The organism is Xanthomonas sp. NCPPB 4037 (assembly GCF_041475695.2).
Taxonomy (GTDB): Bacteria; Pseudomonadota; Gammaproteobacteria; order Xanthomonadales; family Xanthomonadaceae; genus Xanthomonas; species Xanthomonas campestris.
Window position 1 is genome coordinate 4,379,730 of record NZ_CM191261.1, and the last position, 21,312, is coordinate 4,401,041.

Consider the following 21,312-nt stretch of genomic DNA (forward strand, 5'->3'; position numbering starts at 1 on the left):
GCACGGTACCAACGGTGAGCAAGCAGACAAAAATACGAGATCGCGCCGGCGCGCACCAGCGATATGCGCAGCTGCGTCGTGTGGCGCGAAGGACGCACCTCAACGTTCGCTCATGCTTGGTGCGCGCGTTTCCTACGCCATGGCTGGTGGTGCTGTGGTTTTGCGGCGTGGCACTGCTGGTGGCAGTGACCAAGATTGGATGACGCGAGGTGAGTGAGTGCTAGCCGGCGTTGCGGCGTGCAAGGGCGTTACTCAAGATGCCCCGGGTGAGGGCTCGCGGCTGAATGACACGCTGTTTGCTTGCTTCGCAATGCGGCGCCGACCGATGGACCTGCATCATTATCGCTCTGAGCTTCGACACGACCATGGCGCGACGACATAACTTTCACCTGCAACTTTCTGCCCCACCTTGCGTGTCAGTCCGGATCGGCAGCGCACAGTCGCGGCCCGTACGGGGCGAGCAGCATGACGCGCAGCTGTCGTTGCACACGATGCCTTGCGCAGATGCTGGTATCGATTCGATGCTCGCCATGTCAATGCACCGGCGAAGATCACTGAAACCTGCAACCAGGAGAGCGACGACACCACCGCAGACGAAAGGCGATGCGCGTCGCAGGCCGTTGTTTCATTCGGCACACCGCGCATGCTCCTGCCCGCTTCCTTGACTGCGCGCACGGACCGCCGAGGCGATAGCTGGTCTCCTGCGCGGGCCCAATCCTCAGGAGAGTTCCATGAATCCACGTGCTCAGTGGCTGGTCGCATGCGCGGCACTGGCCCCGGTCGTTGCCTGCGCCATGCAGGTCGACGCTCACGGACAGCTGCGCGACACCAGCGGCCACGCAGTGCAGCTACGCGGCGTGACCTGGCCTGGCTTTGATGGCGCATCGCATGTCGCGCGTGGCTTGCAGGACACCACGCTGCAGCAGGCACTTGATCAGATGCAGGCCGCGCAGATCAATGCGCTCCGCATCCCGGTCTGCCCCGCATCGCTGCAGGCCCAGCCACTGGTCGCGCGCGACGTGGCCGGTGAGCCGGCGCTGCGCGGCGCCACCGCACTGCAAGCGCTGGACGCGGTGGTCAGTGCAAGCACGCAACGCGGCATGCAGGTGATGTTGGCGTTCGCCAATGGCGGATGCGATGACCAGGCACCGCAGCTGAGTGCAGACACGACAACCTGGACACGCGGCCTGCGCATGCTCGCGCAGCGCTACCGCACCAACACCGGCGTGATCGGCGTCGACCTGGGCAGTAGCGGGTATCGCAACGCCACGTGGGCAGGCAATCCATCTGCAAGTGACTGGAACCGCGTTGCCACACGCGCGGCGGCAGCGGTGCTGCAATACGCGCCGCGCTGGGTCATCGGCGTGGAAGGTGTTGGCAGCAATGCGGTGTGCAGTGACACGGCGCGCAAGGCACCTGGCAGCAACCTGCAACCGCTGGCCTGCGTGCCACCCCGCATCGCGGCTGCCAACCTGGTGTTGATGCCCAAACTGGCCGGGCCCGACCGCGATGCGGCCGAGGCGTTCGCAGCGCGCGATTTCCCCGATGCACTGCCCGCCACATGGCAGCGCGATTTCGGCACGCTGGCTGCCACGCATGCCGTGCTGCCGGTCAGCACGGGCGGCGGGCTGGGCGATGGCGACCCGCGCGACCCTGCCTGGCAACAGGCGCTGAGCACCTATCTGGATACCACCGGCCTGCGCAGCGCGTTTCTTGGCAGTTGGGAGATCGGCGATGCGAACAACGGCGGCCTGCTCGCCCGCGATGGCACGCCGCGCGCCGACAAACTGCAGGTGCTGCACCGTGCGTGGGGCGTGTCGACGGCCCTGCCCGCAACCGCGTCCGCCAAGCACGCGAGCGCAGCCGATGCGAGCAAGGCGACCGGCTGGGACAGCACCTTCAGCGGTACGGCGACCTACACCGGCTCAGGCTATTCGGGCGGCGCGCTGCTGCTCGATCCATCCCCAGCACGGCCTTCATCACCGCGCTCAACCCGGTGCAGCTGAACTTCGGTGGCGTCAAGGCCGCGCTTGCCGGCGCGTACCTGCAGGTGACCGGCCCAAAGGGCACCACCACGGTCTACGTGACCGATCTATATCCGGAGGGCGCAACCGGCGGTCTGGATCTATCGCACAACGCGTTCGCGGCGATCGGCGACATGGTGCAGGGGCACATCCCGATCAGCTGGAAAGTGGTGCGCGCGCCGGTCACCGGCAACCTGCAATACCGCATCAAGGAAGGCAGCTCACGCTGGTGGGCGGCGATCCAGGTGCGCAACCACGCCTATCCGGTGGTGAAGCTGGAAGTGAAGCAAGGCAGCACCTGGAAGAACCTGCAGAAGATGGACTACAACCATTTCCTGGGCGAGCAACTGGGCGACCAACCGCTAACCCTGCGCATTACCGACATTCGCGGCAAGGTCCTCACCGATACCTTGCCACGTCTGCCAGAAGACGGCAGCAAGCCGGCGTATTTCGAACCGGGGCATGTGCAGTTTCCGTAGCGCGAACACGTGGTTTGCCTGAACTGGTGGTTGGCTTGGTTAACGCGCGTGAGCTTGTTAGCTCGTTTGCTTGTTTAGAGCGACAAGCGCTTTCAACGCCACTAGTTGATCTCGTTGGGTCAGCCCGTGCGTGCGGGTCGCTGTCACGCACCGGCTGCACGCACCGGCCGTCGCCACGCAAGTTAGTGCGCGTGCAAGTGCTTCACGCATGCATTGCCAGAGACACAGTCATCCGCTTCAGCGAGCCAGCCTTACGCAGTTTCGCGCGTGTGGCCAGCGCTTGGCCGCTTGAGTAGAGCACCGTGAATCGCCAGCAATACCGACCAAATAGCGGCATGCGCGAACTGGCGCTGTTGTAAGCAGCAGTGAGGCATGCGGTTATTCACCATGCCCTTCCCGCCGCGAGCGGCGGCGCAGCCTCTAAGCAACGTCGCACCGGCGTCTACTCGCGTAGTGTCCGCCGGTGCGACTCCACGTGCATCAACCACCCGCCAGGCCACCACCGACGCGCCCGGGCAATGCGTGATCGTCGTCGTTCTCGGGGTTGTCGAGATCGCCCACTTCATCGTCGATACCGCCGCGCCGTGGCGAGGGGTCGTTCGAGGGCGGCAAGTCGTCGTCGCGCTGCGGCCCCGGCGTGCCGTGCAAGCGAAACTGCGAGACAACGGACGCAGGCGGATCGGTGTTGAGCGAATACAGGATCATGCGACATTTCCGGCTGGGAACCAGTACCCGACGCTAGTGCGCGCAGCGCTAGCAGGCCGTGAGGCGTAGCGCGTGGGCGCTGACATGCCGTTGACGGTGAGCGCGCACCGCTGCGCTGTGGTTGCCTGCGTGCCAGTGGCTATCATGGGGCTCCGCCCTCCAGGCCGCTGTCATGCGCCCACGTCTTCTGATCATGCTGCTGCTCCTGTGCGGCACCGCGACGGCAGCAGCACCCGCCTCGCGCCTGGATGCGGTGGTGCGCGCCGGCGTGCTGCGTGTCTGCACCACCGGCGACTACCGCCCATATTCGCTGTTGCGCGCCGATGGGCAGTTCGAGGGCAGCGATATCGCGCTGGCACAGGCGTTGGCAGACAGCCTGGATGCGCGGGTGCAGTTCGTCCGTACCAGTTGGCCACAGCTGATGCACGACCTGCTGGCCGATCGCTGCGACCTGGCGGTGGGCGGCATTTCGGTGACCTTGCAACGGCAGCGCCAGGCCAGTTTCAGCAGCGTGCTGGATGTCGACGGCAAGATCCCGCTGGTGCGCTGCGCCGATCAGGCGCACTATCGCAGCGTCGCCCAGATCAATCGCCCGGAGGTGCGTGTGATCGAGCCGCCCGGCGGCACCAACGAGGCGTTCGCACGGCGCCAACTGCCGCAGGCGAACCTGCGGTTGTTTGCAGACAACACCACCATCTTCGAAGAACTCCGGCAGGGCCGCGCCGACGTGATGATTACCGACGCCTCCGAAGCCACGTTCCAGCAAGCACGCCTGCCCGGCCTGTGCGCGGTCGCACCCGAGCAGCCCCTGCAATACAGCGAGAAAGCCTTCCTGCTCCCGCGCGACGACGCGGCATGGAAGGCGTACGTGGATCAATGGCTGCACCTGAGCAAGGCCAGTGGCGACTATGCGCGCATCGTCGAGCATTGGCGGGGGCGCTGACGATCACGCTGTGATGTCGGGAATGGGGAATGGGGAATGGGGAATGGGGAATGGGGAATGGGGAATCGGGAATCGCAAAGGCGCTGCGCCGTAATGATCAGCGCCAGCAGCTGCTCTTACGATTCCCGATTCCCGACTCCCCATTCCCGCGGCGCTACGCGCCGCACCTCACACAATCTTGGTGCGTCGCCACCAACGCGATACCTGCTCCTCGCGCACCAGGGTGAACAGGCCGGCGCCCAGGATCAGTGCGATGCCAACCGCCATTGGCCAATCCAGGTGGTCATGGAACAACAGGTAGCCGAAAGCAATCGCCCACAGCATCTGGCTGTACTGGGTAGGCGCCACCACGCTGACCGGGGCCATGCGCGTGGCGTACATCAGGCAGATCGCCGCCAGACCCGCCAACAGGCCGTAGCCGGCCAGCAGGCCCCATTGGTACAGCGTGGGCCACACGAAAGTCGGCAGCATCAAGATCGCGCCCATCACCAGCGGGCCGATCACGCCGGCACCGTACAGGGTGAGGCGTTTTTCGCTGTGCCCGGCCATGCGCAAGGTGATCACCGAAATCGCACCGACCAGGCCACACACGATCGCGGCCACATGCCCATGGGTGAGGTGGCGGAAGCCCGGCCGCAGCACGATCAGCACACCGATAAAGCCGACGATCACCGCCGACCAGCGCCGCCAGCGCACTTCCTCCTTGAGGAACACCACCGACAGCACCGTGACAAAGATCGGCATCAGAAAGATCAGCGCGAACGCTTCGGCCATCGGCAAGGTAGTGAAGGCGATCACCGAGGTCAGGTTGCCGATGGCGCCGGTCAGCGCACGCAACAGCCACAGCGCCGGCTGCTTGGCCATCACCAGCTCGCGCAAGCGGTCTTCGGGCTTCTTCAGGAACGGCACCGCCACCAGCATCAGTAGCGCGCCCAGGCACAGCACTTCATAGGCCGGCAGCGTGCCTTCCAGCAGCTTCACAAACGCATCGCTGATCGAATAGGCCGCGTAGCACGCAAACCCCAACAACACACCCTTCAGCATGGACCGCACTCCGCAGTGGCGCTGCATCCGACGCGGTGTCGATGCCGGCATGGCCAAGTATGCGGCGCGATGCGCTCAAGCGGAATTGGCGCGCAGTGAATCCGGGCACGGCAGTACCGCGATAGCAGCGACATGGCGGGTTGTTGGCCCAGCGCGGCCCGCTTGCGGAGCGCAGTCGCTTCGAAATGTGCATGCCACGCAGTGCAGAAGCGCATCTTGCGTACCGGATCGTCGGTCGCGCGCACCCAAGGGTGGCCAAGCCGCCAGCGCTACGCCAGCACAACGGCCGCCAGCACGCATCCACTGCCCCGATGCCACGGCGCAATGGCTCAGGTACGCTGCCGGTCCCTCCCCTTCAGCCTGGTCGTGCATGTGGCGCGGCCCGGTGCAGACCCGTCATCGTGTCCCATTACTCCGGCCCCCTGCTGACCCGCTCCGACGCCCTCGCCCTGCTTGCCGCGCGCGACCACGGCCACCCACGCTGGACCGGCTCGCTGGACCTGGGCCGCACCACGGCCACCGCCGAGCTCGATGCGCAGACCTGGCAGTGGCAGGGCAAGGGCTACCCGTATCCGGGCAAGCTCAAGGACCGCACGCTGTATTTCTGGGATGGCGACGACTTCGAACCCATCTCGCGCTTCGGCAGCAGCTTGATCAAGCTGGTGCCCACCGACTGGGGCGCGCCAACCTTCGAGATCGATGGCATCAAGATGCTGCCCTCCGCGCAGCTCTCGCCGTTCGAGGATGCGCAACGCAAGGTGGCGCTGGTGGAACCGCGCGGCAAGACCGTGCTCGACACCTGCGGCGGCCTCGGCTACTTCGCGGCCTGCTGCCTGGAGGCCGGCGTCGCGCAGCTGCAGTCGTTCGAGAAGAACGCCGACGTTCTGTGGCTGCGCACGCTCAACCCCTGGTCACCGGATCCGGACGCAGCAGCAGCGGCCGGCCGCCTGCACCTCACCCATGGCGATGTGGCGCAGCACATCACCACCCTGGCCGATGCAGCATTCGATGCCATCCTGCACGACCCGCCACGCTTCGGCATTGCCGGGGAGCTGTATTCGCAAGTGTTCTACGACCAGCTGGCGCGCGTGCTGCGTCCGGGGGGGCGCCTGTTCCATTACACCGGCGCGCCCAACAAGCTCACCAGCGGCCGCGACGTGCCCAACGAAGTGAGCAAGCGGCTGAGCAAGGCCGGGTTTCGCACCCAGCTGGCGCTCGATGGCGTGCTGGCGGTGCTGCCGCCGCGGCGGTGATGCGCGTCTGAGGCAATCAGCGTCAACCTCGCAGGATGATGACGACCAGCACCATCACGCCGGGAATGACGCTGAGCACCGCACCGGCCCATGCGAGCGGCGCATAGCGCTCGTTGTTGAGCCGCGACAGCATCAGGCACGCCAGCCCGATGACGGCCGCCACGCAGACCGCGACCATCAGCCCGGCAATCGCCGCGCCGTAGCCGCCATAGCCGGCGGCGGCGATGATCCCGACACCACCACCCACCGGCACCGCCAGCAACGACAGCCCACCGAACACCGGCGGCCGCCGCGCGGCCTTCAGGGTTTCCATCTCCACGCGGTGCGCTCCGTTTGCAGTGCCGGGAGTCTAGCAATGCAGGCGCATTGCCCAACGCTTGGGCCGCTGCATCCCTGGGCTGGATGATCTAAAGGAAGGAGCAGCCAGCGCATCTGCCATACTGCGGCGCCATCGACACGGACGTTGCATGCGCCTGCCAGTTGCCGCCAGCACCCTCGCACTCGGTTTGATGCTCGCTTGCCTGCCGGCAGACGCACAGACTCCCGCCGCCGCATCGTCACCGGTGACCACGCGCCATCCGGTGACCACCGCCACCCTGGCGGGCCGGGTCCTGCAGTTGGGCGAACGCGATGGCCAATGCGTGATCCAGTGCGATGCCGAGAGACTGCCGCTGGGCATTCCGGCACCCTGCTATTTCAGCACCGGGCGCGATCACGCTGCACAAGTGCATGTGTTCAACGGCACGCCAATCGTGTTGATCCAGCATGCCAAGCCCAGTACGCGCACCGATTGGAACGTGGCAACCGACGGCCCGATCTGCGACTACGCCGCGCAGGCCGTGCGCGATGTGGGCGGAAAGCTGGAACCCGGCATCGCCGCTAGCGGAAGTTCGCCACGCTGCGACCCCACCGAGGGCACCGACCAGAAGAACTTCGTCTACGGCTACGACACCTGGCCGAATCTCAAACCGAAGAAGCCAGCGGCTGGGCAGCCCACACGCTGAGCGGGGATGGCCGAACTGCGGCCGTGATGGCGCTTGATCATCAAGCAATACGCTCGATGCAGCGCCATGCCGCGCCGGAATGCGCAATGCACGTCACGTCTCAGAACAGCGCTGCGTTGATGCGCGGTGCTGGCAGAGCGCTGCCATGCGCAAGACGCACCGCTGCACAACAATGCGCTAAACGCGGCATCAGCGCCGCTGCAGCCACCACATGCGGGCGATCACCAGCAGCAGCACCAACAAGCCACCTGTCAACGCCGCATCCCAGCCAATGGCGATCCAGTAACGCTGCGGATCCGCCTCCAGCAGGAAAATGCGTGTCGGCCGCCCACGGATGACGCTGACATAACGCCCCTTCACCACGGCCTCGACCAGCAGCGCCAGCCGCATGCAGCAGGCTGCCGCCACCAGTAGCATGCCCGCACCTTGCAGCACCGCCGCGATGCGCTCCTTGCGTGAATTGGGTGCTGGTACAACTGCACGGCGACGGGGTGGTTTCAACGTAGTGCCATCGCAACGAATCGTTCGCCAGTTTACCGATGTCGCATGCACGCACCGCTACGCACAGATCCACGCTGCCAATACCGGCGCCTACCGCACAGCACGCGATGCAGGATTGAGCGCGTGCAGATCGCGCTTGAGCGGGCAAGGCCGCATGCATCTGACGACGGCCGCTATACTCCATGCCGTAGCGCACCCGCATCGTGGGATGGACCCAAGCGCTGCTTCGTATCAAGGAAGATCGTCCGCATCGGTCGCGATGCTGCAGGCCGTTGGCGCTTCCTTGGTGTTCTCCTGTTCGCTGCGGCCCTGCCGCGGAAAACCCGTACCAAGGACTCTGCTTTGAAGACTTTCACCGCGTTTGTCGTGCTTTCCTTCAGCCTGCTGCTGTCTGCCTGTGGCGGAAGCGATATCGCCAGCGGCGCCTCCAAGATGTCCTCCAGCGACTATCTCCTGCATAACATCTCGGTCTGGAACGGCGTGGTCCAAATCGTCGACCCATGGGTGTCGGGCGAGCGCGGTCAGTCGCTGATGGCCGATGCCATCGCGCACAAGCCGCTGGAGCAGTACAAGATTGCACTGGCCGGCCAGCGCAAGGCCCTGGCCGCCAATACGCAGGCCAACACGATGATGGCCTCGGGCGTGCCCGATAACGCCAAGGAGCTGGATGCCAAGCTGGTTGCCACGCTCAAGAGCGCCGACGCCACCATGGCCGCGATGGAGCAGATTGCCGCGTTGCCGGATGGCTACACCAAGGAGACCCTGGCACCGCTGGGCAAGCAGCTGCAGACCACCGCCAACGGCCTGGTGGCCGACATCCAGGCCTTGAACACGGCGCAACGTGCGTATTCCAAGGAACATAACGTGCCGTTCCAGGAAGTGCAGCAGTAACAGCAGAGACGACTGCGCACTGCAGTCGTCACCACGCGCCCGGTACAGGGAGATCGGCAGACACTACGGTTTGCTGCCGATCTCCCTGCACCGGGCGTATTTGTATGCGGCCGATGCGCAGACGCAACGGTGTTGCTGCGGGCGATTCGCAAACCACTGCAGCGGCTGACGCAATGCTGCGCGCACTCGTCAGTAAATGCAGAGGGCGAGCGCACGCTTCGGCATAGATCGCGGTACATGGCTGTTACCGCCGACCAACATTCATTAGCTGGATCCGGTGCAAAATGGCTGCGATAACAACGATCACGCGCGCGAGTTCTCTCTTCGCCGCTCCGCGGTCACTGCGCCGGCTCAGCTGACGCCGGCAAGCCAAAGATCAGCGAGCGATGCGCGGCCACGCCGGCCATGGCACCGCTGGCCACCGCGAAGGTCACCGAGGCTGCGGGGCTGGCAATGTCGCCGCATGCAAAGACCCCGGGAACCGAGGTCGCCTGCATTGCATCCACCGCTACATGGCTGCCCAGTGGCCCGTCCGCCAGGGCGCACCCCATTGCCGTCACCACAGGGCTGATGTGGGTTTGCGTGGTGATGAACAGGCCGTCTAGTTGTGTGGTTTGCCCATCGCGCAGCACCACCTCCACATGCGCGTCGTCGCCCTGGATGCGGGCCACCGCGCCTGGCACCAGGGTCACGCCGCGTGCCTGTAGTTGGGCGTTCTGCGTGGCGTCCAAGGCCAGCGCGTCGTTCAAGAACAAGCGGGTGGCGCCCCAATCCGGCAGCATCGCGGCCTGATGCACCGCAAACTCAGACGTGGCCAGCACGCCAATTTGTCCCTGCTCCAGTTCGTAGCCATGGCAATACGGACACACGAAGATCTGCTTGCCCCAGCGCTCGGCCAGGCCCGGGATATCCGGCAGGCGGTCCACCACACCCGTGGCAATGATGAGACGGCGCGCCATGTGGGCCCCACCATTGCCAAGCGTCACGCGGAATGCCTCTGCGGTGCCGTCCACCTGCGTCACCTCGGCATCGGCCCAGTGCGCATCGGGATACGCGCGTAACTGCGTGCGCCCGTGCGCGGCAATCTGCGCAGGCGACTCGCCGTCGCGGCTCAAAAAACCATGCGAGGTTGCGGCAAAGCGATTGCGGCGCAGACCACTGTCCACCACCAGAATGCGGCGGCGTGCACGCGCGAGCTGCAAGCCGGCCGAGAGTCCCGCGTAGCTGCCACCGATGATGATCACGTCGTAGTGCATTGCGCTGCCTTGCCTTTTGCTTCTTTATGTACTTTTCGATGTTACATGAGTGGGGCAGCGGTTCAAGCGGTTACCGGAGGGCTATGTGATTGTGCATGCGCTTATCAGCGAGCTCAGCGGCTGCGCTGTTGTCGAGACTGGAGTCAGCACTTGAAGCGACTGTGTGTGCCGTGTTGATCGCATGGCCACTGCAGGGCGACAGCCTGGAGTGAAGCCAGCCGGGGACGCAGCTCTATGGCTTCAAGGTACTGGGCGACGCCGGCAACGGGCGCGATTCGTTGATGATCAAGGCGGTGCAGCACGTGACCAACCTCAACGCGCGTGCCGGCGAGCTGGTGATCCACGGCGTCAATCTGTCATGCCCTGCAACGCCAAGCACTGCGAGATTGCGGAGGTTGCGAGGCGATTACGCGCACCGCGCTGATCACATGGCCAACACCGCGCCACGTACAGCGTGCAGCCTGCCGCGTGATTGCCTGCAATGCGTAGCACTGCGATGAGCAAGGCCTACAGAGACCACAAGTGCATGCGTCGCCCGTCACCTCATTCGACGCGCAGCGATTGAACTACTCATTTCGTTGAAGCAGCATCAGGCTGCATGCAAGCAGACAGATCAGTCAACCATCGCTGGCAAGCGAGGATCCCAGCAACCGAGCGCACCCACCACAAGGCCACCGGCGCTGCCGAACCGCTCAATCGCGCCGTACGCGCTTGGCTTTTCCCGCGGCTTGCACGGGCGTGGCGGTCTTGCACAAGGCATCGAAGTCGCTGGCCAGGTCTGCCAGCGTTACTGTCCCCAAGCGCTCCAACAGCAAGGTTTCGGCGGCGGTGAGCGCGTCGGCGATGGCGGCATTGACCACACGCTCCACACCGCATTGCGGGTGGTCCTGGTCGGTGCCGATCGCGAACAGATGCGGGCCACCGACAGCGCGGTGCACATCCAGCAATGTGACCTGGGCGAGATCGCGCGCCAACTGCCAGCCACCGTGGTGGCCCTTGGACGATTGCACGTAGCCGGCCTCGCGCAGGCCGGCCATGGTCCGCCGCACCACCACCGCATTGGTCGACAGCATGCGGGCGATCTGTTCGGAGGTCATCGGCTGCGCACTTCTGGCCATGTGCAACAGCACATGCAGCATGCGGGAAAGGCGGCTATCGGTACGCACGGAATGGCATCGCTGAGCAGGCAGGAGGTGCGGCAGCGCCGCGCGCAAAGTGTGCCGCAGTGCGGCGCCATTGTCGCACTCCACCAGCGCGCGCACCTGCACTACGCGCCGTACACGGCCCATTGGTCGCGTCCGGCGGTCTTGGCGGCGTACAGCGCCAGGTCGGCCTGACTCAGCAGCACGTCCAGCCCGGTTGCCGGGGTGACGCGCACCGCGCCCAGGCAGAAGCGCACCGGCGCATCTGCTGGCAAGCCTGCGATGGCAATCGCCGCGACCGCACTGCGCAGACGCGCGAACACGTTGCCGATTTCGTCAGCGGTGCAGCCGGGCAACACCAGCAGAAATTCCTCGCCGCCCAGGCGGCCGAGCTGGTCGCGCTCGCGCAGGGCGCGCCGGGACGCGGCAGCCAGCGCCTTGAGCACCGCGTCGCCGGTGGCATGGCCGTGCACGTCGTTGATCTGCTTGAAGTGGTCCAGGTCGATCAAGGCCAGCATGCAGGAGGTGCGCGTACGCAGCGCATGCTCGATCTGCTGCTGCGCCTCGGTGCGGATCGCGCGACGGTTGGGCAGGCCGGTCAGTTCGTCGCGCATGGCCAGGGTGGAGAGCTGGCGGCGATGGCGCCAGCCCACCGCCACCACCACCAGCGCGGCGATCAGCAACAGGCAGGCCGCACACAGCGCGATCCACAAGGTGCGCTGGCCGGCTTCGCGCGCCTGCAGCGCCAACTGCGCGGTTTCGCTGCGGCGGCGCAATTCCGCGGTTTCCGCACTGCGGCGTGCATCTTCGTAGCGTGCCTGCAGCCGCAGCATTACGGTGTCGCGCTGGCCTTCCTGGCTGCGCTCACGCAAGGCGTTGGCACGTTGCAGCTCGGCGTAGGCCTGCGCGTGCTGGCCCATCGAGGCCAACGCCGCGGCAATGGCGTCGGCCAGGTCCACACGCCGGCTTGATGCCAGCCGCGGGCCATCGGCGCGCCTGGCCGCGGCGATCTCCTCGCCCAGGTGCGCATCCTTCAGCGCGGTCATCGCCTTCAACAACACCGCGTGACAGGCGCGACGCGGCCGATGTTGCCCTGCGCCTGCATCAGCGGCAGCGCTTCGTTGGCGGTGACGAGCGCCGCGGCGGCATCGCCGGTCTCGATCAAGGCTTCGCTGGCGCTGGTCAGTGCCGCTGCCACGCCGGCCTGATCGCCCAGCGCGCGACTCAAGGCCAGTGCGCGGCGGAAATGCACCAGCGCCGCGTCCGGCTGCTGCAGCGCCAACGAGGCACCGTATTCGTATTCGTATTCGATCAGGCTGCGCTGGAAGCGTGCCGGCAGGTCCCCCAGGCGCGCCAATGCGCGCAGCAGATATGCTTCGGCTTCGTTTTCCTTGGCGGTGCGCCCGCCCACGCGGCTGGCCAGTGACCCCAGTTGTGTCAGCGCATCCAGCTCGAGCGACAGCGATCCTTCGCGCACCGCACATTGGTAGCTGGCCTGCGCGGCATTCCAGGCCTCATCGCTGCTGCCCGATGCGAGCATGCTCCACATGTCCACCGCATCGATTTCGCACAGCAGGTCACGGCGGCCCAGCGCGCGCGCCTGCCGGCGCAATTCTTCCAGGCGCGCCACCATGGTGTGATTGGGGTTTTCGCGCACGTCGCTCAGTGCCTGCACCGTGTCCAGCCACAGCCGCGCCTGTGCGCCGCTGCCATGCAGCTGGTCCAGCACGTCGCGTGCCTGCGTCAGCGCCTGTGTGCGGCGTGCACTGTCTTCCAGCGAAATCAGCACCCGCGCCTGTGCCAAGGCCGCCCAGAACGTGGCATCGGCCTGCCCGCTTGCGCGCGCCTGGCGCAGCTGTCGCTCGGTGGCCTGCAGCGCGGCGGTGGGGTCGTCGAGCAGCATGGCTTCGGTCGTGGCCCAGGGTTGCGGCTGGCTCCAGGCCGCGCCACTGACCCACAGCAGTGCAGTGCACAGATGCGGAAGCCACCACGCCGTGCGCTGACGTTTCATCGCACACGCATCGCGCTCACCATGGCATCGCGGCCGTGGCACGCAGGTGGCCCTGGTGAGGAGGTACTGATTGCTGTGGCATGGCGCAGTCCTCCGTCGTAGGTGATGGAACCGATGCTGCAGTCGCGCGCAGTGCCCGACCAGGCGATCGCGCAGATGGTCGAGCTCGTTATCGGCCGTGTGGCCAGGGTCTTGAATGGCGCCCGCTGAACGTGGCAGCGCTGCGCGCTCTACGAAGCGTGCTACGAAGCGCCGCCCGAGCTGTGGCGGGCGCCGGTCCTGCACCCGTCCCCGCACGCAGCGCGTCGCCGCGGCCATTGGCGCCCGTGTGACAAGCCGTATGGCCAGTAGCAAACGCGCTGTCCCGGTGAACCACGCCATGCCACCGGCAAGCCGTGCATGCGCCTGCCGCCGCCATCTGCCCTCCGCAGCCCGCCAACAGCGCGCCACGTAAACTGCCACCCGGCAGTACCACCCGCCTTTCCCGGAGACGCCGTGACCCGTTCGATTCCGCGCCTGTTGGCGCTTGCCGTGCTCGCCCTGTTGTCGGCCTGTGCGACGCAGGCGCCCCGCGTGCCGCAACGTTCGCCACAGGCCGTGCAGGCCGATATCGCGCGCCGCCTGCCGGCATCGCTCAGCGACCGCGCCGGCTGGGCCAGCGACGTCTACGTGGCGCTCGCCTCGCAGGACATCGCCACCACGCCCGAACACATCTGCGCGGTGCTGGCGGTCACCGAGCAGGAGTCCACCTATCAGGCCAATCCGCCGGTGCCGAACCTGGGCAAGATTTCGCGCGCGGAGATCGACCGCCGCGCCAGCGCCCACCACCTGCCCGGCTTCATGGTCGATGCCGCGCTGCGCATCACCTCGCCCGATGGCCGCAGCTATGCCACCCGCATTGCCGCTGCGCGCACCGAGCAGGAGCTGAGCGGCATCTTCGAAGACTTCGCCGGCAGCGTGCCGCTGGGTGGGCGCTTGTTTGGCGGGCTCAATCCGGTGCGCACCGGCGGGCCGATGCAGGTGAGCATCGCCTTCGCCGAGCAGCATGCCGACCGCTACCCCTACCCGCCTGACGACTCCATCCGGCATGAGGTGTTCAGCCGCCGCGGCGGGCTGTGGTTCGGCACCCGGCATTTGCTGGGTTACCCCGCCCGCTACGACGCGCTGCTGTACCGCTTTGCCGACTTCAATGCCGGTTGGTACGCCAGCCGCAATGCCGCGTTCCAGGCCGCGCTGAGCAAGGCCAGCGGCATCGCGCTGGCGCTGGATGGCGACCTGCTCACCCCGGGCGCCAGCCTGGACGCACCCGGCGGCACCGAACGCGCCGCACGGGCGCTGGCCAGCCAGCTGGGCATGAATGACCGCCAGATCCGCGCCGCGCTCGAAGACGGCAACCGCGCCGATTTCGGCGACAGCCCGCTGTATCGCCAGGTCTTTGCGCTGGCCGAGCGCGACGGCCGCGCGGCGCTGCCACGCGCGGTGCTACCGGGCATCACCCTGGAGAGCCCCAAGATCACCCGCACCCTCACCACCGCCTGGTTCGCCCAACGCGTCAACGACCGTTGGAAGCGCTGCATGGCCAAGTAGCAGCACCCGCTGCGCGGCACGCGCCGCGTCTGGCACCACGCCCGCAGCTGCGCGCCGTGGCAAAGCACGACGTATGGCAGGGTCGCAGGCCCCGCCCGCGCACGTAGCATTGCCGGGTTGCGCCACTCTGCTCGGCGCGCGTCCTTTTGATGAGGTCCACATGCCCACACCGTTGCCGATGCACCACCTGCTCACCGCCCTGGCCGTTGCCCTGCTGCCCACACTGGCCAGCGCGCAGGCGCCCAGCGTGACCGCCGCCGATTACGCGCGCGCCGAACGCCTGGTCAGCTATCTGGCGCAGCCGCTGGTGGACCACGCCGCCACGCAGGTGACCTGGCTGGACCCCACGCATGTGGTGTATGTGGACCATGACGCCAAGGGCGACCGCCTGCTGCAGCTGGACACCGCCACCGGCAAGACCGCACCACTGTTCAAGCCTGCCCGGCTGGCCACCGCGCTCAACAGCTTGCTCAAGACCGGCGACAAACCGCTCAAGGCCGCCACGCTCGCGCCCAAGGTCAGCCTCACCGCCGATGGCCGCTACCGTTTCGAGATCCGCGACACCGACGTGATCTGCGATGCGCGCGCCGCCTGCAGCAAGGTCTACGCCAGCGACAAGGCCGAACCGGGCGTGCTGTCGCCGGACAAGACCCGCGAGGCCTTCATCCGCAACTGGAACCTGTGGGTGCGTGAGCTGGCCACCGGCAAGGAGACCCAGCTGACCCGCGATGGCGTGGAAAACTTCGGCTACGCCACCGACAACGCCGGCTGGCAGCACAGCGACAAGGCCATCGTTGCGTGGTCGCCGGACTCGCGCAAGATCGCCACCTTCCAGCAGGACCAACGCAAGACCGGCGATATGTATCTGGTCAGCACCAAGCTCGGGCATCCGCAACTGCAGTCGTGGAAGTACCCGCTGGCCGGCGACAAGGACGTGACCATGATCGAGCGCGTCATCATCGACGTGCCCACCGCCAGCGTGGTGCGCCTGAAGCTGCCACCGGACCAGCACCGCTCCACCCTGTGCGATGACGTGAGCTGCTCGCCGGGCCTGTGGGACGACGTGAAATGGGCGCCGGACAGCAAGACGCTGGCGTTCGCCTCCACCTCGCGCTTTCACAAGCAGGTGTGGCTGCGCATTGCCGACGCCAGTACCGGCGCGGTACGCACCGCCTTCGACGAAACCGCCAAGACCTATTACGAAAGTGGCCAGGTCGCGGCGAACTGGGCCTATCTGCCCGGCAGCAACGAAGCGGTGTGGTTCTCCGAGCGCAGCGACTGGGGCCAGCTGTATCTGTACGACCTGCAGACCGGCAAGCCCAAACGCGCGATCACCAGCGGCGAAGGCAATGTCACCGAGCTGCTGCGCGTGGACACGGTGAGCCGCACCGCGTGGTTTGTCGGCGTGGGCAAGGTGCCGGGCGTGGACCCGTACTACCAGCAACTGTGGAAGGTGAGCCTGGACGGCGGCGCACCGGTGCTGCTGACGCCGGAAGCGGCCGACCACAGCATTGCACTCTCACCCGATGGCGCGCGCTTCGTCGACACCTATTCCACCACGCTCACCCCACCGGTCAGCGTGCTGCGCGACGCAGCCGATGGACGCACGCTCAGCACCGTCGCCACCGCCGACATCACCCGCCTGAAGGCCGCCGGCTGGGTCCCGCCGGAACCGATCACGGTGAAAGCGCGCGACGGCAAGACCACCTTGTACGGCTTGCTGTTCAAGCCCACCCACTTCGACCCGGCACGCAAATATCCGGTGATCGATTACATCTACCCCGGCCCGCAGACCGGCTCGGTGCGCGGGCGTGGCTTCTACGCCGGCCATGGCGACAATCAATCGCTGGCGGAACTGGGCTTCATCGTCATTGCCATCGACGGCATGGGCACGCCCTGGCGCTCCAAGACCTTCCACGACACCTGGTACGCCAACATGGGCGACAACACCCTGCCCGACCAGGTGGCTGCGGTGAAGGAACTCGGCCAGCGCTACCCGTGGTTCGACACCACCCGCGTCGGCATCTGGGGCCACTCCGGTGGCGGCAATGCGTCCACCGGCGCGATGCTGCGCTACCCCGAACTGTTCAAGGTGGCATGGTCGGAAAGCGGCAACCACGACAACCGCGGCTACGAAGACGACTGGGCCGAGAAGTACCACGGCGAGCACATCGTCAACAAGGACGGCACCTCCAATTACGACGACCAGGCCAACGCGACCCATGCAAGCAAGCTGCAAGGCCGGCTGATGCTGGTGCACGGCACGCTCGACGACAACGTGCCGCCGTATCTCACCCTGCTGGTGGCCGATGCGCTGATCAAGGCCAACAAGAACTTCGACATGCTGATGCTGCCCAATGCCAAGCATGGCTATGGCGACCTCACACCGTATGTCACCCGCCGCCGTTGGGACTACTTCGTGCAGTACCTGCTCGGTGCTACGCCACCGGCGCAGTACCAGATGCAGCCGATGCCGCAGAAGTAAGCGGCGCGGGACACGGCACCGTTGACCACCGGCGGTGCCGTGCTATCGGGTAGTTGAAAGGGGGAGCGCCGAAAAAGCGGCGATGCAGCTGGCCTGTTCCGTCGGGCAGCAACTGCCTTAGGTGCAACACTAACGCTCCAATGCACCGTGCATCGCTCGCACGGCCAGCAAAGAACTGTAGGAGCGGCCCTGGCCGCGATGCCTTACCCATAGGCCGCATTCTTTCGCAACGCAGCGTCGCGAAGAATGCGGGCGACTGCACAACGCAGTCAACGCATCACGTTTCGTGCAGCCCCACCGCAGGCGCTCTCGATCACGCGTTCCATCAGCCGACGCCTGATGGAACGCCAACGCATCACTTCGCCGTCCCACCACCCAGCTGCTTGCTCAAGAACGCCAGCAAGTGCGTGTAGTACTCACGCCGATGCGCTTCGGTGTAGAAACCGTGGCCTTCGTTGGGGAAGTACAGCGACTCCACCGGCACACCGGCGCCCTTCAACGCGCGCTCCATGGCCTTGGTGTGTTCGATCGGGGCGCGCTCGTCCTTGCCGCCGGCCGCCAGGAACACCGGCACCTTGATCTGCCGTGCCAGGGTTACCGGCGAGCGCGCGGCCAAGGTGTCGCGTGCGCCCAGCCAATCGACCGTCCAGTTCTTGGCCCAGCGCGCGGAGCGCCCGGTATCACGCGCCATCATGTCCAGATCGTAGACACCCACATAACCGGCCGCGCAGCGATACAGCGCTGGCTCCTTGGCCACGCCCATCAGCGCCGCGTAGCCGCCGTAGCTGGCGCCGTAGATGCAGATGCGCGACGCATCGGCAATGCCTTCACCGATGGCCCAGCGGGTGGCATCGGTGACATCGTCCTGCATGCGCCCGCCCCACTCCTTGGCACCGGCCTGGGTAAACGCGTAGCCGTAGTTGGCCGAGCCGCGGTAGTTGACGCGCAGCACCGCATAACCGGCTGCGGCCAGCAGCTGGGTGTCGTCATTGAACTCCCACTTGTCGAAAATCCCGAACGGGCCGCCATGCGGCATTACGATCAACGGTAACGGCTTGCCGGCTTGCGCATGCAATGGCTGCGTCAGGTAGCCATGCAGCAGCAGGCCATCGCGCGCCTTGAAGCTCACCTGCCTGGTCGCCGGCACGCCATCGGGCGCAAACCATTCGCGGCGGCTGAACACACGATCGGCCTTCTTGCTGACCGTGTCGAACAGATAATAATCGCCGTTGTTGCGATCGCTCCACACATACACCAGCACCAGGCGGCGGTCGCTGGTGGCCGAGGTGATATAGACCGCGTTGCCATCGAAGGCCTTTTCCAGGCTGCGGTACAACTTGGCGGTAGGCGATGTCTCGTCGAAAAAACGATTACGCACGCGATCGCTCATGTACGACGCACCGATCGGCGTGGTGCCATCCAGATCGCGCAGGATGCGGTACGGGTCCACGGCATCGTCGTGCAGGAGCGGTGTTGTCTTGCTGGTTGCCGGATCCCACGCCACCAGCACATCGGTGCCGGCGGCCTGCTCCACTTGCAGATATGCGCGGCCGCCATCGGCAGAAAAACCCAGTGGAAACTGGCGCTGTTTGCTGGTGGCCGCATCATTGATCAGCCGCCACGGCGCATCGTCGTTGTCGCGGTAATACAACTTGCTGACGTTGCTGATGTCCAGGCCGTTGGCAAAGCGGATACGCCCTTGCTGGTCTGTCACAAACCCCGCCCGGCGTACCGGCGAGGTGGCCACGGTTGTGCGCCGGCCGCTCTGGATGTCGAGCTTGTCGATGCGGACGTTGGGATCGCCCACGAACGGAACCGCCGACACCAGGATGTTGCGCGCGTCGCCGGGCAAGGTGTCCAGCATGTAGGTCGCCGGGTCCAGGTCCATCTTCAACTGCGCGCCATTGATGTCCGGATTGGTGCCGTACGGGCTGGCCAACAGGCGGCCATTCTTGCCATCGGCATCGATGGCATGCAGCTGGCCGATCGCCACCGGCTCGTCGCGCGAGCCCAGCCGCTGCGCCATCGACACCACGATGCGCTCATCGCTGGCCCACCAGAAATCATCCACCACGCTGTTGACGCCGCCGGTGACCTTGGCCGTGGCCACCTTGTCCTGCCGCCGCACGATGCCCAACACGGTGCGATCTTCCAGCGGCATGGTCAGTGCGAAGTACGCACCGGACGGCGAGATCTTGATCCGCTCGAACTGGTCGCTCTTGAGATACGGCGCCAGATCCACGGTTTGCGGCGCGCTCTGCGCATATCCCGGGCTCGCCACTCCCCACACCAACACACTCAGCACGCCTATCGTCCAACCACGCATATCGCCCCCACGACCTGTCCTTGAGAGGCGCATGGTGGCAAACGACCGCTGCCGCGTCCACGCCCCCATCATCGCAATCGGTGAGGGAGGAGCGCTGCAGTTGGCTGGCGTGATGCGCTCGACCTACTGCGGTCGATGCCGCAAGCGGCCGGTGCGCATGCGCCACCTCACCCTGCAGACGGCGTCCGCACACCCAACAAACCAATGCGCCGGAACCAAAGTTCCAACGGCACCGTCACCAGTGGCGGCAGTGCGGCCAGCAGGCTCAGCGCCCAGGCCCACCACGGCCAACGCAGCCGCACCGCGGCCAGCACGCTTACCACCACATAGAACAGAAAGGCACCGCCGTGCAGGCGGCCAAACAGCCAGACCACCGTCTCGGTGGTCTGCAGGCCATATTTGAGCCACATGCCGATCAGCAGACCGGCCCAGGTGATTCCTTCGATCAGGGCGGCCACGGCAAACAGCCGGCCGATCGGCGACAACGCAGCAGACGAACGCATGCAACACTCCAGGCGACCAAGGCAATGCCGCGACACGATGGCGACGGCGACGCCCGCTGGCCTGCGTAGTCTACAAAACACGGGCCAGGCTTGGGCTTTCGTTGTTGCGATCCAGGGCAAGCCAGGGCTTATTGCAAGCCGCTGCGGCTGGAACCCCCGATCGCCAGCGGAGCAGACGCCTCGCTGCGTGCACCACGCGGCCAACAGCCGCTGCCCTCGCCCCGGGCTGCGCCTTCCTCGGCATACGCGCCGAGACAGGCGTTGTTGTCCATAATCGGTACGTCCTGCCACCGCCAAGCATCCACACATGCACACGTTCCGGCTGTTGTTGTCCCTGCTCCTGCTGGCCTTGCTGCCGACCTCGGCGCTGGCCCTGCGGCTGCACGATGGCGATCTGCTGTTCGTCACCGCCGCGCGCACCGGCCTGAGCGGCGCCATCGACGATGCCACCGCCACCCAGGGCGCACCGAGCTTCGATCATGTGGGCCTGGTGGCCCATGACGGCCGCGCGCGCGTGGTGCTGCATGCCGACGAGGAAGGCTCGCGCCAGCAACCACTTGCCGACTTCATTCAGCAGGCGCGTGCCAAACAGCGGCAGATCTTCGTGTACCGGCTCAACGTCGCGCAGCGTGCGGCGATTCCCGATGCCATCGCACAGGCCCGGCGCATGCTCGGCAAGCCCTACAACCTGACCTACGTGCAGGACGACAACAGCTATTACTGCTCGGACTTCATCGAGCGCGCCTTCCGCGCGCATCAGGTCTTCGCGCTGCAGCCGATGAACTTCAAGAATCCGCAGAGCGGGCAGATGTCCGCGTATTGGACAGAGTTTTACCGCAGTAAGGGCATGGAGGTGCCACAAGGTCTGCCCGGCACCAACCCCAACGATATGGCGCGCGCACCAGCGTTGCAGGCGCTTGGACCACTGGAGTGAGCTGACCGCAGCGCGACCGTTGCGGTCGCACTGATGCGGCACGCTGGGCGTCACGGCTACTTGCACACCAGGCTGCACGTCGAACGCGGTGACATGGGGTACCGGGACCCGCCAGCCGTCCCAACCCGGGCTTTCCCGGTATAGTCGCGCAACTCTCGGCACTTGATGGCATCTGCGCTCCGTCCAACGGCGCAGCTGCCGGGAGATCACGACGTCACAGGGAT

The 21,312-nt window shown here is 66.1% G+C and carries 15 protein-coding genes and 3 pseudogenes; 9 read left to right on the plus strand and 9 right to left on the minus strand.

The window, feature by feature from the left end; translation table 11 throughout:
• Positions 1-731: 731 nt before the first annotated feature.
• Positions 732-2,503: pseudogene (locus ACCQ01_RS19210) on the plus strand (expansin EXLX1 family cellulose-binding protein).
• A 480-nt stretch (positions 2,504-2,983) separates the two neighbouring features.
• Here the strand turns inward: ACCQ01_RS19210 and ACCQ01_RS19215 are convergent.
• Positions 2,984-3,208, minus strand: coding sequence for a hypothetical protein (locus ACCQ01_RS19215; protein WP_228431403.1), 225 nt, complete (start codon positions 3,206-3,208; stop codon positions 2,984-2,986).
• A 172-nt stretch (positions 3,209-3,380) separates the two neighbouring features.
• Between ACCQ01_RS19215 and ACCQ01_RS19220 the strand changes: the two genes are divergently transcribed.
• Entirely contained in the window at positions 3,381-4,151 is a 771-nt protein-coding gene (locus tag ACCQ01_RS19220; RefSeq protein ID WP_228431404.1) for a transporter substrate-binding domain-containing protein, read from the plus strand.
• Between the two features lie 168 nt (positions 4,152-4,319).
• On the opposite strand, the gene ACCQ01_RS19225 is transcribed toward ACCQ01_RS19220, so the two are convergent.
• Positions 4,320-5,195, minus strand: a complete 876-nt coding sequence (locus tag ACCQ01_RS19225) for a DMT family transporter (protein WP_012437301.1) — start codon at positions 5,193-5,195, stop codon at positions 4,320-4,322.
• A gap of 311 nt (positions 5,196-5,506) precedes the next feature.
• Here ACCQ01_RS19225 and ACCQ01_RS19230 point away from each other — a divergent pair, with 311 nt between their 5' ends.
• The gene (locus ACCQ01_RS19230) at positions 5,507-6,448 is read left to right on the plus strand and encodes a class I SAM-dependent methyltransferase (protein ID WP_267131960.1); all 942 of its coding nucleotides are present in this window, start codon (positions 5,507-5,509) and stop codon (positions 6,446-6,448) included.
• Between the two features lie 22 nt (positions 6,449-6,470).
• Here the strand turns inward: ACCQ01_RS19230 and ACCQ01_RS19235 are convergent, their stop codons facing one another.
• Positions 6,471-6,761 carry a hypothetical protein gene (locus tag ACCQ01_RS19235; RefSeq protein ID WP_228431430.1) on the minus strand — a complete coding sequence of 97 codons (291 nt, stop codon included), beginning with the start codon at positions 6,759-6,761 and terminating at the stop codon, positions 6,471-6,473.
• A 154-nt stretch (positions 6,762-6,915) separates the two neighbouring features.
• Between ACCQ01_RS19235 and ACCQ01_RS19240 the strand changes: the two genes are divergently transcribed.
• On the plus strand, positions 6,916-7,452 hold the full coding sequence (locus ACCQ01_RS19240; protein ID WP_228431405.1) for a hypothetical protein: 537 nt from the start codon (positions 6,916-6,918) through the stop codon (positions 7,450-7,452).
• Positions 7,453-7,641: 189 nt separating this feature from the next.
• Here ACCQ01_RS19240 and ACCQ01_RS19245 read toward each other — a convergent pair whose 3' ends face one another.
• Positions 7,642-8,004, minus strand: coding sequence for a hypothetical protein (locus tag ACCQ01_RS19245; RefSeq protein WP_228431406.1), 363 nt, complete (start codon positions 8,002-8,004; stop codon positions 7,642-7,644).
• Between the two features lie 291 nt (positions 8,005-8,295).
• On the opposite strand from ACCQ01_RS19245, the gene ACCQ01_RS19250 reads away from it, so the two are divergent.
• Positions 8,296-8,844 carry a hypothetical protein gene (locus ACCQ01_RS19250; RefSeq protein ID WP_228431407.1) on the plus strand — a complete coding sequence of 183 codons (549 nt, stop codon included), beginning with the start codon at positions 8,296-8,298 and terminating at the stop codon, positions 8,842-8,844.
• Between the two features lie 338 nt (positions 8,845-9,182).
• Here the strand turns inward: ACCQ01_RS19250 and ACCQ01_RS19255 are convergent, their stop codons facing one another.
• Positions 9,183-10,100, minus strand: a complete 918-nt coding sequence (locus ACCQ01_RS19255; RefSeq protein ID WP_228431408.1) for an NAD(P)/FAD-dependent oxidoreductase — start codon at positions 10,098-10,100, stop codon at positions 9,183-9,185.
• 218 nt (positions 10,101-10,318) lie between these two features.
• On the opposite strand from ACCQ01_RS19255, the pseudogene ACCQ01_RS19260 reads away from it, so the two are divergent.
• A pseudogene (locus ACCQ01_RS19260) lies at positions 10,319-10,498 on the plus strand (hypothetical protein); the annotation flags it as partial.
• Positions 10,499-10,792: 294 nt separating this feature from the next.
• Here the strand turns inward: ACCQ01_RS19260 and ACCQ01_RS19265 are convergent.
• Together ACCQ01_RS19265 and ACCQ01_RS19270 are read right to left on the minus strand one after the other, a co-directional pair.
• Positions 10,793-11,239 carry an Rrf2 family transcriptional regulator gene (locus ACCQ01_RS19265; protein ID WP_016944769.1) on the minus strand — a complete coding sequence of 149 codons (447 nt, stop codon included), beginning with the start codon at positions 11,237-11,239 and terminating at the stop codon, positions 10,793-10,795.
• A 128-nt stretch (positions 11,240-11,367) separates the two neighbouring features.
• Positions 11,368-13,253, minus strand: a pseudogene (locus tag ACCQ01_RS19270) (diguanylate cyclase domain-containing protein).
• A 495-nt stretch (positions 13,254-13,748) separates the two neighbouring features.
• On the opposite strand from ACCQ01_RS19270, the gene ACCQ01_RS19275 reads away from it, so the two are divergent.
• The gene (locus ACCQ01_RS19275) at positions 13,749-14,840 is read left to right on the plus strand and encodes a DUF1615 domain-containing protein (RefSeq protein ID WP_228431409.1); all 1,092 of its coding nucleotides are present in this window, start codon (positions 13,749-13,751) and stop codon (positions 14,838-14,840) included.
• Between the two features lie 160 nt (positions 14,841-15,000).
• A complete protein-coding gene (locus ACCQ01_RS19280) occupies positions 15,001-17,325 on the plus strand; it encodes a S9 family peptidase (RefSeq protein ID WP_228431410.1) in 2,325 nt (774 codons plus the stop codon).
• Between the two features lie 355 nt (positions 17,326-17,680).
• On the opposite strand, the gene ACCQ01_RS19285 is transcribed toward ACCQ01_RS19280, so the two are convergent.
• The gene (locus ACCQ01_RS19285) at positions 17,681-19,651 is read right to left on the minus strand and encodes an alpha/beta hydrolase family protein (RefSeq protein ID WP_228431411.1); all 1,971 of its coding nucleotides are present in this window, start codon (positions 19,649-19,651) and stop codon (positions 17,681-17,683) included.
• A 167-nt stretch (positions 19,652-19,818) separates the two neighbouring features.
• A complete protein-coding gene (locus ACCQ01_RS19290; protein WP_228431412.1) occupies positions 19,819-20,154 on the minus strand; it encodes a DUF3817 domain-containing protein in 336 nt (111 codons plus the stop codon).
• Between the two features lie 307 nt (positions 20,155-20,461).
• Between ACCQ01_RS19290 and ACCQ01_RS19295 the strand changes: the two genes are divergently transcribed.
• Entirely contained in the window at positions 20,462-21,088 is a 627-nt protein-coding gene (locus ACCQ01_RS19295) for a YiiX/YebB-like N1pC/P60 family cysteine hydrolase (protein ID WP_228431413.1), read from the plus strand.
• Positions 21,089-21,312 lie beyond the last annotated feature (224 nt).